This is a genomic window from Sporosarcina sp. SAFN-015 (genome assembly GCF_059415085.1).
Window position 1 is genome coordinate 204,788 of record NZ_JBPFDR010000005.1, and the last position, 13,950, is coordinate 218,737.

At 42.9% G+C, this 13,950-nt stretch carries 16 protein-coding genes; 8 read left to right on the forward strand and 8 right to left on the reverse strand.

Features of this window, described 5'->3' with window-relative positions; translation table 11 throughout:
• Window positions 1–24 precede the first annotated feature (24 nt).
• From ACR65H_RS11140 to ACR65H_RS11155, 4 genes are all read left to right on the forward strand, one after another.
• Window positions 25–450 carry an HIT family protein gene (locus ACR65H_RS11140; protein ID WP_440500322.1) on the forward strand — a complete coding sequence of 142 codons (426 nt, stop codon included), beginning with the start codon at window positions 25–27 and terminating at the stop codon, window positions 448–450.
• 116 nt (window positions 451–566) lie between these two features.
• Window positions 567–1,091: a tryptophan transporter gene (locus ACR65H_RS11145; protein ID WP_440500323.1), complete on the forward strand. Its 525-nt coding sequence runs from the start codon at window positions 567–569 to the stop codon at window positions 1,089–1,091.
• Window positions 1,092–1,209: 118 nt separating this feature from the next.
• Window positions 1,210–1,572, forward strand: a complete 363-nt coding sequence (locus tag ACR65H_RS11150) for a YtxH domain-containing protein (RefSeq protein WP_440500325.1) — start codon at window positions 1,210–1,212, stop codon at window positions 1,570–1,572.
• Window positions 1,573–1,660: 88 nt separating this feature from the next.
• A complete protein-coding gene (locus ACR65H_RS11155) occupies window positions 1,661–2,671 on the forward strand; it encodes a hypothetical protein (RefSeq protein ID WP_440500326.1) in 1,011 nt (336 codons plus the stop codon).
• A gap of 58 nt (window positions 2,672–2,729) precedes the next feature.
• Here ACR65H_RS11155 and ACR65H_RS11160 read toward each other — a convergent pair whose 3' ends face one another.
• Both ACR65H_RS11160 and ACR65H_RS11165 read right to left on the reverse strand, forming a co-directional pair.
• Entirely contained in the window at window positions 2,730–3,164 is a 435-nt protein-coding gene (locus ACR65H_RS11160) for an NUDIX hydrolase (protein WP_440500328.1), read from the reverse strand.
• A 73-nt stretch (window positions 3,165–3,237) separates the two neighbouring features.
• Window positions 3,238–3,648: a hypothetical protein gene (locus ACR65H_RS11165; RefSeq protein WP_440500329.1), complete on the reverse strand. Its 411-nt coding sequence runs from the start codon at window positions 3,646–3,648 to the stop codon at window positions 3,238–3,240.
• A gap of 144 nt (window positions 3,649–3,792) precedes the next feature.
• On the opposite strand from ACR65H_RS11165, the gene ACR65H_RS11170 reads away from it, so the two are divergent.
• The 3 genes from ACR65H_RS11170 to ACR65H_RS11180 all read left to right on the forward strand — a co-directional run bounded on the left by ACR65H_RS11170 (window position 3,793) and on the right by ACR65H_RS11180 (window position 5,404).
• Complete coding sequence (locus ACR65H_RS11170) at window positions 3,793–4,287, forward strand: SRPBCC family protein (RefSeq protein WP_440500330.1); 495 nt, start codon at window positions 3,793–3,795, stop codon at window positions 4,285–4,287.
• A 272-nt stretch (window positions 4,288–4,559) separates the two neighbouring features.
• A complete protein-coding gene (locus tag ACR65H_RS11175; RefSeq protein ID WP_440500331.1) occupies window positions 4,560–5,159 on the forward strand; it encodes an HTH-type transcriptional regulator Hpr in 600 nt (199 codons plus the stop codon).
• Between the two features lie 59 nt (window positions 5,160–5,218).
• Entirely contained in the window at window positions 5,219–5,404 is a 186-nt protein-coding gene (locus ACR65H_RS11180; protein ID WP_060210602.1) for a hypothetical protein, read from the forward strand.
• A gap of 48 nt (window positions 5,405–5,452) precedes the next feature.
• On the opposite strand, the gene ACR65H_RS11185 is transcribed toward ACR65H_RS11180, so the two are convergent.
• Window positions 5,453–5,545, reverse strand: a complete 93-nt coding sequence (locus ACR65H_RS11185) for a YjcZ family sporulation protein (protein ID WP_440500332.1) — start codon at window positions 5,543–5,545, stop codon at window positions 5,453–5,455.
• A 141-nt stretch (window positions 5,546–5,686) separates the two neighbouring features.
• Between ACR65H_RS11185 and ACR65H_RS11190 the strand changes: the two genes are divergently transcribed.
• Window positions 5,687–6,565, forward strand: coding sequence for a peptidylprolyl isomerase (locus tag ACR65H_RS11190; protein WP_440500334.1), 879 nt, complete (start codon window positions 5,687–5,689; stop codon window positions 6,563–6,565).
• Window positions 6,566–6,600: 35 nt separating this feature from the next.
• On the opposite strand, the gene yhaM is transcribed toward ACR65H_RS11190, so the two are convergent.
• The 5 genes from yhaM to ACR65H_RS11215 all read right to left on the reverse strand — a co-directional run bounded on the left by yhaM (window position 6,601) and on the right by ACR65H_RS11215 (window position 13,917).
• On the reverse strand, window positions 6,601–7,527 hold the full coding sequence (yhaM, locus tag ACR65H_RS11195) for a 3'-5' exoribonuclease YhaM (RefSeq protein ID WP_440500390.1): 927 nt from the start codon (window positions 7,525–7,527) through the stop codon (window positions 6,601–6,603).
• A gap of 8 nt (window positions 7,528–7,535) precedes the next feature.
• Window positions 7,536–10,424 (reverse strand): ATP-binding protein, encoded by a 2,889-nt coding sequence (locus tag ACR65H_RS11200; protein ID WP_440500335.1) that lies wholly within the window; start codon window positions 10,422–10,424, stop codon window positions 7,536–7,538.
• Window positions 10,421–11,650, reverse strand: coding sequence for a metallophosphoesterase family protein (locus ACR65H_RS11205; protein ID WP_440500336.1), 1,230 nt, complete (start codon window positions 11,648–11,650; stop codon window positions 10,421–10,423). The genes ACR65H_RS11200 and ACR65H_RS11205 overlap by 4 nt, the downstream gene beginning before the upstream one ends.
• A gap of 121 nt (window positions 11,651–11,771) precedes the next feature.
• Window positions 11,772–13,025 (reverse strand): ABC transporter permease, encoded by a 1,254-nt coding sequence (locus tag ACR65H_RS11210; RefSeq protein WP_440500338.1) that lies wholly within the window; start codon window positions 13,023–13,025, stop codon window positions 11,772–11,774.
• Complete coding sequence (locus ACR65H_RS11215) at window positions 13,018–13,917, reverse strand: ABC transporter ATP-binding protein (protein ID WP_440500339.1); 900 nt, start codon at window positions 13,915–13,917, stop codon at window positions 13,018–13,020. Before ACR65H_RS11215 ends, ACR65H_RS11210 begins: the two co-directional genes overlap by 8 nt.
• Between the last annotated feature and the right edge of the window lie 33 nt (window positions 13,918–13,950).

Consider the following 13,950-nt stretch of genomic DNA (forward strand, 5'->3'; position numbering starts at 1 on the left):
TAGAATCGGAAAGGATGACCTCAAATGACATCATGTATCTTTTGTAAAATTGCAGAAGGCACGCTTCCTAGTCAGAAAATCTATGAAGATGAGCACGTTATCGCCATTATGGACGTCATGCCCGTAACGAAAGGGCATGTTCTTCTTATTCCAAAAAACCATCGTGAGAATCTGTATGACATGACCGAAGAAGAAGCTTCCCATCTATTCTCGGTTGCACCAAAAATCGCGAACGTTCTAAAAGAGGAGTTCACGCCTGCTGGTATGAACCTGCTTCAAAATAATGGAGCGGCGGCCGGACAAGCTGTATTCCACTTCCATATGCATTTCATCCCGCGATATGATCAAACGGACGGCTTCCAATCGGACTGGAATCCGAAGGTGGAAGAGTTCACACAAGAACGGATTCAGGAAATTGCGGAACAAATTCGAGCTCGATTCGGAAAGTAATGGTACTTGCTAGTCCATAAGAATACCTGTATAATTTATATAAGTTTTCGCTGCCGATCACGAGGATACGTCAGGAGAACGCAAAAAATTAGAGTCTAGTTGAGGAGAGATGAGAATTGAATACGAAAAATCTTACGTTGATGGCGCTGCTAGTAGCAGTGGGAGCCGCTTTGTACTTGGTCATTCCAGGTTATGGGGAAGGCATGAAGCCAGACTTCATGTTGACGATGATGTTCATCGGCATCTTTTTATTTCCGGATGTTAGAAGCGTCTTTTTACTCGGAGCTACGACAGGAGTGCTTTCAGGAATTTTTACAAGCCTTCCAGGTGGTTTCATTCCAAATGTCATCGATAAGTTCATTACAGCCTTTGTCGTTTTTGCAGTCATTGCACTGCTCAGAAAGGCCGCAAACAATTTAATCGTTTCAATCATCATCACTTGCTGCGGAACACTGTTATCCGGAACAATTTTCCTATCTGTCGCCATCTTCATTATGGGCATAAATATTCCATTCGGATTATTGTTCATCACAGTCGTTCTTCCTGCAATAGCAATGAATGGGGTTGCCTTCTTTATCATTTCCCCGATCATTAAGTCATTATTGAAACGCACTTCATTCAAAACAGCATTATCAAACTAATAACATCAAGCTTTCCCTCGAGGGGGGAAGCTTTTTTCATTTGCCCGAAACTGTTTACCATGTTTTAATTAAACTATGAAAAGGAATACTATTCAAAATGAAAGGAGTGCACTCCCCCATGAAAGCATCTACGTTTCTCGCTGGGCTACTTGCAGGTTCGGTGACAGCCGCTGTCACTGTGTTATTTTCCACTCCACAAACAGGCAGCGAAATTCGCTCGTCCGTTAAAAACGCTTCAGCTGATATGAAGCATAAATTGCAAGATGTTAAAGGAAAAATCTCCGAGTTGAAAGATTCCATCACTCATATGACGAAGGAAGCGAAAGAATTAGTTCCTGAAGCCGTCAATGGAATTAAGGGATCAATCGAACAATGGCAACTCTCCACGGAGACTAACAGACTTAAGCTGGAGAAGGAACTTTCAGCAATCCAGAACTCGCTCGCAGAGTTGGAACAATCGATTGCAGCGCAACAGAAGTGAAAGACATGACGAAAGCCAAACTCTAGTTATAATGAGTTTGGCTTTTTTCGAGCTAATATAGGTCCTTTCTATGATTGGGAGGTCTGCTTTGGACGCGGGATGGCTTGCTTTGGACGCGGAGGGGCTCGCTTTGGACGCAGGATGGCTTGCTTTGGACGCGGAGCAGCTCGCTTTGGACGCGGGATGGCTTGCTTTGGACGCGGAGCGGCTCGCTTTGGACGCGGGATGGCTCGCTTTGGACGCGGAGGGGCTCGCTTTGGACGCGGAGCGGCTCGCTTTGGACGCGGGATGGCTTGCTTTGGACGCGGAGCGGCTTGCTTTGGACGCAGGATGGCTTGCTTTGGACGCGGGATGGCTTGCTTTGGACGCGGAGCAGCTCGCTTTGGACGCGGGATGGCTCGCTTTGGACGCAGAGCAGCTCGCTTTGGACGCGGGATGGCTTGCTTTGGACGCGGAGCAGCTCGATTTGGACGCGGGATGGCTTGCTTTGGACGCGGAGCAGCTCGCTTTGGACGCGGAGCAGCTCGCTTTGGACGCGGGATGGCTTGCTTTGGACGCGGAGCGGCTTGCTTTGGACGCGGGATGGCTCGCTTTGGACGCAGGATGGCTTGCTTTGGACGCGGAGGGGCTCGCTTTGGACGCGGGATGGCTCGCTTTGGACGCGGAGCGGCTTGCTTTGGACGCTGGATGGCTCGCTTTGGACGCGGAGCGGCTCGCTTTGGACGCGGGATGGCTTGCTTTGGACGCGGAGCAGCTCGCTTTGGACGCGGGATGGCTTGCTTTGGACGCGGAGTGGCTTGCTTTGGACGCGGAGCAGCTCGCTTTGGACGCGAGATGGCTTGCTTTGGACGCGGAGCGGCTCGCTTTGGACACGGGATGGCTTGCTTTGGACGCGGAGCGGCTCGCTTTGGACGCTGGATGGCTTGCTTTGGACGCGGAGCGGCTCGCTTTGGACGATTCTATTTACCGAATGAAACATCCCTCTCGTAAAACTATATTTTATTCGATCGTCTTGCATTGTTTTTGGATTTTTTCTTGTGAAATATGTATTTTTACGTTTGTTATTTGTAGCCCTGTTAAGTTAGAATCACTTTTTTGATTCTCCCCTATGTCCTTCATAATCTTATTCTCTCTATATATTGCGACGAAACGGTTAGTCAATGAATAACCTTTCCCCTAAAAATATATGGTACTGGGGAATTGTTAACTATTAATCCTTTCATTTCTTTTGGTATATGTATATAGTTTTCTGCCAGATTTAGTTCCATCCAAGTAATTTCTTCAATTTCTTCAGGATAGGAGATGTTTAATTCTCCTCCAATTATTTTCCCTACAAAGGTGAAGAGGATAGTGTGATGACCTCTTTTTTCAAAAAATGCTTCACTGACTGTTAAAATACCGTCTACTTCAACATCTACTCCAGTTTCTTCTTTAACCTCACGAATTGCGGCTTCCTCCAATGTTTCACCATCTTCTACTGCACCACCAGGAAGAGTATAGTAAGATGAGTTCTCCCCTTTATTTTTTACCATTAATACTTTTTCCTTATTTTCATCGAACAAAAGCACATAAACAACATTGACTCTTTTCATTCACTTTCCTCCCTTAATTTGGATAAAACTCTTGCCAGCTCAAAGCAGATCAATAACAGGAAGTGTTGCGCCGTTACCTTTCTATGTAAATTGAATCATTTGAGGGGGTAAGATACTCTTGATCACTTAACGAAAAAGTAGTTTGCAGACGATTTATTTCTGCATATTGAACTACTTTGTCGTTATTGATGAATATCAATAAATAGATATCATCCCGCAAACTAATATTACTGATGTCTTTGAGCTTTACACCTACTTGTTTTTCTATCTCTTCTTGTGAAGTATATGGAGTTATTAAAAACGCCTTGTCCCAGTTGAAATCGACGATACCGCTTAAATGAAGTTCGCTGTCACTATCATCTGACACCATAATAATAAATGATTTGACATCTTCTTCTAACTCTTTGTTTCGTTTAATGTTGTTGTCATTGCAACCGATTAACAATAACAAAGCAAATAATATAACACCCATTCTCTTTTTCAAAATACCTCTCCCCATTCTAATGCAAGTTCTCTCCTCTAAGCGACATTAATCATTTGAATAGTTGACAAATTAAAAAAGTTCTTTATTCAACTCACTATAAATGATATTCTACATATGAAAATATTTCCATGAGGAGGAATTGTTTTGACAATCAATACAAATGACAGAACCATTATTAATGAGGTTACCATTAATGCCCCTTTACATTTAGTTTGGTATGCCTGGACAATATCGGAACGAGTGTCAGAATGGTTCGCTCCCGAAACAGTCATAGAAGCTATAGAAGGCGGGGCTTACGAGCTTTATTTTATTCCTGGAAATAAAACCGGAATGAATACGAAAGGCTGTAAAATTAGTAGGCTTATTGAAGAAAAGGAATTACAATTCACTTGGAAAGGCCCAGATCAATTTGACTCTGTAATGAATAATGATAACGAATTAACTACTGTAAAAGTTAGTTTTGAATCTGTTGATACTAACTCTACAAAAGTTATTGTTGAGCATTCAGGATTTGAAGAAGATGTTAATTGGAGAGAAGCATTTGAATGGCACCAAATGGCTTGGTCGGGTGTACTAAACAGTTTAAAGTCTGCACTTGAAAAAGGTGAAGGAAGTTTATGTTGTCAACCAATTAAATAAAATGCGTAAAACCATCTATTGTTTTGATCTTAATAGATGGTTTTAACATTCCATTTACAACTTTCTTTAAAATAAATTAAACACGAATACCTTCATTTGAATGAATCTCAAACAACGTTTCCTTTCAAACTAGCCCGGAAAACCTCACCATTCCTACTTCACCACATTAAATCATTTATGAATATATAGTATTTTTGGAATTTCAACTTTTTAATTTGAAGTTTTCCTGCTATAATGAAAAAAGATTAACTATTTGATGTTGGAGGTATCTTATGGCTGAGCAAAAGTTTTCCCAAAAAGAAGCAATGATTTATAGTCAACGCGTTGCCCAGATGTCAAAAGCACTTTGGAAAGCGGTCGAAAAAGATTGGCAGCAATGGATAAAACCTTATGACTTGAATATTAATGAACACCATATTCTATGGATTGCCTACCATCTCCAAGGTGCCACTATCTCTGACATCGCAAAATTTGGCGTCATGCACGTTTCCACGGCTTTCAATTTCTCCAAAAAGCTTGAAGAACGAGGATACTTGCAATTCTCCAAAAAAGAAGATGATCGTCGGAATACATATGTATCAGTCACCAAAGAAGGTGAAGAACTTATTACAGGCATGAACGAACATTATTATGACTCCGAACACGGCATCTTGGACGGTTCACTTCCAATAAAAAGTATTTATGGGAAATTTCCTGAATTCTTAGAAGTCATGTCTGTCATACGTAATATTTACGGAGAAGACTTCATGGAAATCTTTGAGCTTGGCTTCAAACGAATTGATAATTCTTTCAACGATGACTTAGTTTCCTTGGACCATAACCAAACAGAGTCGCTAGATATTCCCGAATTACAAGCCGTCGAAGAAAATTAATGTCATTTTCCTCAAATGTCTGCTATGATGAAGTGAAGCTGTAAAGAGGAGGAATTGATTTGATCCTTATCGTAACTGTCATGTTCTCATTGTTTTATTTATTCCAAATCAACAAGATGACATTCGCTCTTTGTCAATCACGGGAAATCCCTGAAGAAAAGCAACCAAAAATATATCGTACCGTCAATATTCTTATTACGATCTTAATTCTTTCGTTCTATCTTGAAGTCTTATTGAACGTTTAAGGATGAAAAAGTCCAACTCCCTTTTAACAGGGAGTTGGACTTTTTCTTTTAGTACAAGTATGCAGCTCCGACGATGATTAACAAGATGAACAACACAACAATCAAAGCGAATCCAGAAGAGCCTTGGCCATATCCACTCATTGGAGCACCTCCTCTCTCTTTGTATCCTATGCATTGGACTTTTTTGGTTATAGGCATTTCGGTAAGGAACCTTTTTGTTTTATAATCGTTTTTATGTTATAGTATCAACTGTCGTACAGAAAAGTTAGGGGAGAAAAAATAATGAAAAAGACAGTCCTTGCAATAACAATGGCAGCTTCAGTTTTAACGTTAGCGGCATGTAACGACCAAAAAGCAGCTGATGATGAAATCATCGCTACAACCAAAGTCGGAAATATTACAAAAGAAGACCTATATGAAGAAATGAAGGACGCAATTGGTGTACAAGTTGTTGAAAACTTGCTTCTTCAACAAGCGTTGGAAACAGAATATAAAATCTCTGATAAGGAACTAAACGAGGAAATCAAAGCTCAAAAAGAACCTTTCGGAGAAAACTTTGAAATGTACCTCCAACAACAAGGAATTACTGAAAAATTCTTTGAGAAGAACGTAAAATCTCAAATGCTTCAAAAGAAAATGATCGAGTCTTTGAAAGTGTCCGATGAAGATATCGCAAAAGGCGTAGAACGTGCGAAAACAGAAATTCATGCACGCCATATCCTCGTTAAAGACGAAAAGACTGCAAAAGAAGTATTGACCAAATTGAAAGACGGTGGAGATTTCGCTAAATTAGCGAAGGAATATTCCACTGAGCCTGTTGCACAAGAAACAGGTGGAGATCTTGGATGGTTCGGTCCTGGAAAAATGGTCCAAGAATTTGAAGATGCAGCTTACGCCCTTAAAAAAGGAGAAATCAGTGAGCCTGTAAAGACAAGCTTCGGTTACCATATCATTGAATTGCTCGACACACGTAAAGCCGAAACCGAAAAAACAGAAGATGAAATCAAAGCTGAAATCGAAGATAGCTTGAAACGTGTTCAATTCGAAGAGAAGCTTCAAGAACTAATCAAAGCTGCTGATGTCGACATTAAAGTCGATGAGTTTAAAAAAGCTTTGGACAGCTACTTGCCTGCAAAAGCTGACGCAAAAGAAGAAAAATAATGACTAAAAAGGCTGCCCCTGAGGCAGCCTTTTTTTCAATCAATATTCGGTTTGTAAAATGATCGATTATCCAGCGGAAAAATCCGCTCTGTAAATTCACCGTTCGCCGTTTTGGACAATGCCCGACCAAGCATATTCATTTTCGCATCGATATTGTCGATATAATGAAGAATTTCCGCCTCCATCAGCATTGGACGTTTCGGGCTTCCCCATTCCTCTTTTCCATGATGGGACAAGACCATATGCTGAAGAAGCATCACTTCCTCCCCTTGAATTTCAAGTTCATCCGCCGCTTTCGATATTTCATTCACCATGATCGTTATATGGCCGAGCAAGTTCCCCTCTATCGTATATTGCGTGCCGATAGGGCCTGATAGTTCAACGACCTTGCCGATATCATGCAATATAATGCCAGCGTATAATAAATCTTTGTTTAAAGCTGGATACAGTTCGGCAATCGCCTTGCCTAGCTTCAGCATCGAGACGACGTGATCGAGCAAGCCCGATACATAATCATGATGGTTCCTTGTCGCAGCCGGGTATACGAGGAAGTCCGTTTGATGCTTCTTCAATAAATGTCTCGTAATACGTTGGATATACGGATTTTTCATCTCAAAGAAATATTGCAATAGCTCTTCAAAAAGGACTTCCTTACTTTTTGCAGAAGAAGGGACTAGATCTGAAATTGTCACGCCTTCCTCTTCTTTTGCAGGACGGATGCTTTTAATGCGCAACTGGTTCTTTCCTCGGTACTCATGCACCTCTCCGCCGACTTTGACGATCGTCGCGGCAGCATATAGACGTTCTTGCTCTTCACCGGTATCCCAAAGCTTCGCCTCGATATCACCGCTCTTATCTTGCAAAATAAGTGTCATAAAAGGGCTTCCCTGTTGTGTAATGCCCTTCGTCGATTGTTTAATGAGTAAAAAAAGATCAACCGGTTCCCCGGCCTGATGTTCCATTATTTTTTTCACCTTGTCATCGCCCCCTTGGCGCTTCCCATCTCGGAAACGTTAATAATCGTTGCATTCGTCCAGTATTCTACTATCTTATCATGACACGTGAAGTAGATGAACTGATGCTTCGTGCTAAGCCGTTCCATAATTTCCATCATACGTGAAAATCTCGTTTCGTCAAAGTGGACAAAAGGATCATCCAACAATAGTGGAAATGGAGCTGTTTCCTCTTTGGCGCTAGCCAATGACAATCGCAACGCGATATATGCCTGCTCCTTTGTCGCCTGGCTCAGTTCAATGATCGGGTAACGGATTCCGTTTTGAGCAACAGCTTGGAATAAACCATTCTCCGATAATACGAGAGATATATAGGCACCGCCCGTCAGTTCATTGAATATATTTTCCGCTTTGTTCAGCACTTCAGGCAGCTTTTTCTCCTTTAATTCCTCCATCATGCCACTGATTGCAGCGACAATCGCTTGGCGGACTGACCATTGTTTCGCAAGCTCGGCAAACTCCGCTTTCTTCATTTCAAATAGTTGCTGTTTCCGTTGATAAGAATCGTCGGTTAACAACTTCTCCGTTTCAACTTCCAAGGCGGTTTTTTCTTTCACTAACGAATTCATCTCTTCTTCCAGTCCAGAAAGGCGCTTTTCAATCTTATGGAGTTTTTCCCGAAGTTCGCCTTCCGGACGTCCAAGCTCTTTCTCTGTCACGTCATGCATTGAGAGTTGGGAATTAATATCATCGATTTGCTGCGTCAAAGTGAGTGTTTCCTGAAATGCCGCATAAGCTTTGTAATATTGCTCTTCCGTCTCTACGCCGGCATCTCCGAACAATTCTTGTTGCTGACTGCTTAACGAAGATAGCAACTCTTCCGCCTCTTGCTTTTGTATTTTGATTTCTTCAATCCTACGAGTGGTCGTTTTAAATGATTGCGACTTCTCTTTTAATGAAATGTAAGCCGAGCGCAATTGATCGTAGATCGATGACTCCGGAACTTCCTTCGATAAAAGACTTTCTATTTCTGAGTACCTCAAGCGAATCTCCTCTTGGATCGCTTCCGACCTGCGCTCATTGTCTTCCAACTCGCGTTCCATTTCCTGCAACGATCGGACCATGCTAAAAAACTCGTGAAGGATTCCAGAGTTCGGTATTTTCCGTAATCCATATGCAAGAAAGAATCCGCTTAAAGATGTATCTAGCTGTTCTTTTTCTTGCATGATAACTCCATACTCTTCCTCAATCATTCCCATTTTCCGTTCAGTTGCTTGTGCGGCTTCTGTCAGCCTACTTTGCTTCTCTTCGTATTCCCGTACCTTTTCAACAATAGCTTCCATCATCGCTTCTTGTCCGGCGTAAGCATCGACGAACCGCTTCATTTCCATATCTTTTTGGGACGGCTGACCGCTGCGTTTCCCAAGCTTTGCAATGACAGCAAGCACAGCAAGAACCGCACCAAGTCCGACGACGATCCACTGGTCACTAAAAAGCCCTACAACGGACAATGCGGCCGCCACTATGAGCAAAATCATAAGCATTGTTGAATTGCCGTCTTCCCTGCTTGACTGTCCCATTTGAATAAACGCTTTCGCTTCGGCCAGCCGATTTCGAATGGATGGCCACTCTTCCGCTTTCTTCCTCTCCACTTCTGAAGGAGAGTTCTTTTGCAATGTGAGCTGTTCATTTCGAATGTCCCGCAATTCATTCTCTAATTGGGAAAGCTGCCTATCCATAAAGCCGATTTGCTGATTCATAGCATCCGCTCTCTGCAGTTGTTCATATAACTGTTCTTCTTTATGAATCGAAACGTCCACATGCAGCACAGTATCTGCTTTACCTAAGCCTAAACGGTCCAGTAGGCGAAGTCTTTTCACTTTTAACTGTGCCATATTTTCGCGGAGCGCACTGATTGTCGAACGCCATTCATGCCACTCCGGCTCACGCGCAAGCAAACGTTCAAAATTTGCGATCCTTTCCGGGCTAGGATTATCCGGCACCTTCTCTGCCAGCGCCGTTATTTCAGCTTCCAAACCACGTTTCTTCGCTTCCATCTCTGTCAGTCTGCTAGTAATCATTTCAAAGCGACGAATTCCATCAGCTGGAAAAGTGTTAGTACGGACTTCCTCCAGTCTGCGTGAGAGTTTTATTTTCCTCTCCTTCAACGGTAATAATTGAAGATCTACTTCCAGATCCCGATATTGCTCCCGCAATGAATCATACGCTCGTTTAGCTTCGTCCCATTCCCTTTCAAGTTCATGGATACGTTTCGTTTTCGGAGCGTATGCTGAAATCCGCTCCTGTGCGCTTTTCAGCTCTTTCTCCATTTCCTTCAATTCGCTGGCTCGGGCATTCATTTCCGGATTGCGACCGGATTTTTTAAATAAATCCCCCATCTCCTTCTCCATCTTTTTTTCAACACGTAATAATGTATCGACGCCAGTTGTACCCGAGGAGAGGAGCGTCCTACTTAACTCGGTTTCATCCATCCGCTCGAAGCCTTGCAACTGAAGAAGAGAAAAAGAGAAAATTGATTCGAATGAGGCGCGGTCGTACTGCCTTACGATTGCTTTGACAGCTTCTTCCCCGCCTTGTGTGCCATCCTCGAAATATACGGTAACGTCTCCCGCTGATTTTCCTTGCACGCGCTCAATGATGCAGTTTCCATACAGATCATCGTGCAGATGGACTTGACCGCCAAATTTACCGCCCGCTTTCGGTTCATATCGAATCTGTGCACTATTCTTTTGGGGAAATTCGAAAAGCGTTTGCATAATGAATTGCTGGATCGTCGTCTTGCCCGCTTCATTATGGCCGTAGAGTACATTTATGCCATCACTGAATTCTATCGTTTTGTTTTCATGCTTTCCGAAGCCATAAATGACCAACTTTTTAATTTTCACCGATTCACCTCCAACATCGTAGGCAACTCATTCAACAGGAGATTCTCAACATCATTCCGTAAGTCGTGGATATCTTGTTCTGTTAACGGGTCGAGGTATTTTGTAGTACGCACATGCTGATAAACGTCTTCCAGCACTTGTTTCCACTGTTCAGTCGACCAATTGTCAACTTGTCCAAGTACAGATTCTACGAGCGAATTGTTTTCCTGTTTATGGAGAGCATAGATACTTGTCAATCGCTGAACCCATACAAACGGTTCATCGCCTTCCATCAATTCACGTATGGCATCCAGCCATATATCTTCCGCTGTCTGTGCAAAAAAAGCGGAGGTTTCCTCGTCAAGATGCAAGATTTCAACATCGACGACGGCAGGCCCATGTTCCGAAGCGAATGAAAGCAATGCCTCCTCGCAAACAGTGAGGAATTCATTCGCATGTGTAATCTGTGCACAAGGGATTTGAATACGTCCGAAATGGACGGCTGAAGTCGTGATGAATGATAGGACTGCATCCGTTTTACTGAGCTCCACTTCGTAAAACCCTTTTTCCCCTGATTCATTCCGGTGACGTCCTTGAATATTCCCAGGATAGACGATCGGAGGGTTGTCCGATAATTGCTGACGGAGATGGATATGGCCTAAAGCCCAATAATCATAATGCTTTGACTGTAAATCCGAGATTGTAAAAGGCGAGTAGACAGCATGTGTTTCGTTTCCGGCGAGACTTCCGTGCAACAGCCCAATATGGAATGATTGATTGTTTGAAGCGGTTGGGTATTTGCTGACCATTTCCTCTTTAACATATCTGTTTGGATAACTGAAGCCATGGATCACGACCTCCTGCCCTCTTACCGTCAATGACACTTCTTCTACCTCACCTAAAAATTCATGGACATTCGGCGGCAGTTCAAAACGGGTCCAATTCCCACTTAGATGATCATGATTTCCATAAGTGATATAGACAGGAATCCCTGCTTTATGGAGCTTTTCCATCCCTTCTTGGAATTTCCTCTGAGCCCGCAAGCTGCGATCTTCTCCGTCATAAATATCTCCAACGATTAATATGAAATCCGGCGAAGATTCGACCGCATAGTCAATGAGTCGGTTGAAAGCAGTGAATGTGCTTTCCCGCAGTTCATTCAACCGTGCCGGTGGCAGTCCTGTCATCCCTTTGAACGGACTGTCGAGATGCAAATCTGCCGTATGTATAAAACGGATTGTAGACAAGAAGCATCTTCCCTTCCTCACGAATATTTGTTCTAATTTTACCATACGTGAAAGCAGATTAGAAAATATTTCATGAAAAAGCCGCTTTCCGTCGATTATTTCGACGAAAAACGGCTTGTCATTATTCTTTCCCTAACTGGATCGCTTTTTTAATGTCCTTCAATGAACGTGAAGGTCCATACATAAGGACTCCGCCACGGTACACACGCGCACCGAACCAGCCGAGAACAAATATCGTCAATAACATAATGGCGATTGAAAGCAACGGTTCCCACATCGGCAAATCGAGCATACCTACCCGCAAAAACATGACGAGCGGAGCAAAGAATGGGAAGTATGAAGAGTATGTCACATAGCCGAGTTCAGGGTTGCCCAAGCCCGTTGCGGATATGATGAATGCTAGGACAATAAGCATCGTCATCGGCATAATCATTTGCTGGACATCTTCTGCCCTGCTCACCAACGAACCTAGTAAAGCAGCAAGAGTTGCATAGAGGAAGTATCCGAGCACGAAGAATACTGCCGCATACACCAATGTGCTTATACTTACATCTTTCATGCTGAAGAAATCCGAAAACCCTCCAGGTACTTCCGTCGCGGACGTTTTCAATGCGATGTAGCCTGTCACTCCGTAAATGATAATTTGAAGAATCCCTAATGATCCAATTCCTAACACTTTCGCAAACATATGCTTTACAGGTGAAATGCTTGAAATAAGGATTTCCATTACCCTTGAAGATTTTTCATTCGCGACATCCATCGCAATCATGCTCGCATACATGATGACTGCCATATAGATGACGAACATGAGAACATAAACGAGAACTCTCGCCTGATTCAGCTCCTCTTCCGATTTTGCGGAAGGCGAGACGTTTTTCTGGTCAAACTGAATTGGAGTAAACAAAGTTTGAACTTGTGCACTTGAAAGGGAAAGCTCTTCTGCCTTCATTTCTGTTTGGATTGATTGCAATGCATCTTGTATACGCATCGGGAATGAAAAATCCATCATGCTCATCGTCGTATACTTCGCATGGATAATTCCTCCATCATCGACTGAGAGGCTAAGGAATGAATCGATTTCCCCGGACGACACTTTCTCCTCAAGATTCTTTTCCGATTCGTCGGTCGCTTCGATAGAGATATCGTCTGCTAACTGCAATTGCAGCCTATCGACGAGCATCCCGCTTGAATCTACGACTTGTAGGGCATTCTGTGAATCACCTGCTCCTGTCACTTCCTGAACTGTATCAATAATTTTTGATATGTTTGCTAATAAAAATATTGCGGCTATCATAATTACGGTTGTTATAATAAAAGACTTTGATTTTGCCTTTGACGCAAATGCTTGTTTAAAAACGATCCAAAACTCACGCATATTCTTTCCCCACCTTTGCGATAAAAATGTCTTGCAAGGAAGGCTCTTCGATTTCAAAGTGGCGGATCGGACCGGCTTGCAATGCAGCTGTCAACAAATCGGTCGCCACTTCTTCCTCCTCGATCTGGAAGACAGCGCCTTCAACGGAATGAGCGACGGAAATGACGCCCGGAACATTATCGAGGTTCTTCAAATCATAATCAGAACGGATTCGTACATTTTGTCTGCCGAATGACCGTTTCACATCCCGCAACGAGCCGCTCACGACCTGCTTACCATGATGGATGATGCTAAGCTTCTCACATAATTCTTCCACATGGTCCATCCTGTGACTGGAGAAAAGGATGGTCGCTCCGTTATTTCTGAAATCGGTGATTGCCTTCTTCAACATTTCCACGTTTACCGGGTCGAGTCCAGAAAATGGCTCGTCGAGGATAAGGAGCTTCGGGTCATGCATTAATGCTGCGATGACTTGTATTTTCTGTTGATTCCCTTTCGATAGCTCCTCCACTTTTTTATTCTTATTTTGCGACACTTCGAACCGATCGAGCCAATAATCAATTGCCTTCTTTGCATCCGCCTTCTTCATTCCCCTCAATTCACCGAGGAAAATTAGCTGGTCTTCCACTTTCATCTTCGGATAAAGTCCTCGTTCCTCCGGCAAATAGCCAATTTCCGGACTTGTATCATAGGAAATTGTTTTATTGTTCCAAGTGATATGTCCTTCATTCGCATTCAATAACCCTAAAATCATGCGGAACGTAGTCGTTTTACCAGCCCCGTTCGCTCCAAGGAATCCGTACATAGAACCTTTTTCCACCGTAAGATTCAATTGGTCAACAGCAGTGAAATCCCCGAACCGCTTTGTTACATTTTCGATTTGTAATGCCATTTGTTTCTCCCTTCCCTTTTCAGGCTTTATTCA

What these genes read in the sequence shown, in the direction of transcription:
- ACR65H_RS11140 (WP_440500322.1), top strand. Translation starts at nt 25, where the DNA reads ATGACATCATGTATCTTTTGTAAAATTGCAGAAGGCACGCTTCCTAGT.
- ACR65H_RS11150 (WP_440500325.1), top strand. Translation starts at nt 1,210, where the DNA reads ATGAAAGCATCTACGTTTCTCGCTGGGCTACTTGCAGGTTCGGTGACA.
- ACR65H_RS11160 (WP_440500328.1), bottom strand. Translation starts at nt 3,164, where the DNA reads ATGAAAAGAGTCAATGTTGTTTATGTGCTTTTGTTCGATGAAAATAAG.
- ACR65H_RS11175 (WP_440500331.1), top strand. Translation starts at nt 4,560, where the DNA reads ATGGCTGAGCAAAAGTTTTCCCAAAAAGAAGCAATGATTTATAGTCAA.
- ACR65H_RS11185 (WP_440500332.1), bottom strand. Translation starts at nt 5,545, where the DNA reads ATGAGTGGATATGGCCAAGGCTCTTCTGGATTCGCTTTGATTGTTGTG.
- ACR65H_RS11190 (WP_440500334.1), top strand. Translation starts at nt 5,687, where the DNA reads ATGAAAAAGACAGTCCTTGCAATAACAATGGCAGCTTCAGTTTTAACG.
- yhaM (WP_440500390.1), bottom strand. Translation starts at nt 7,527, where the DNA reads ATGGAACATCAGGCCGGGGAACCGGTTGATCTTTTTTTACTCATTAAA.
- ACR65H_RS11210 (WP_440500338.1), bottom strand. Translation starts at nt 13,025, where the DNA reads ATGCGTGAGTTTTGGATCGTTTTTAAACAAGCATTTGCGTCAAAGGCA.
- ACR65H_RS11215 (WP_440500339.1), bottom strand. Translation starts at nt 13,917, where the DNA reads ATGGCATTACAAATCGAAAATGTAACAAAGCGGTTCGGGGATTTCACT.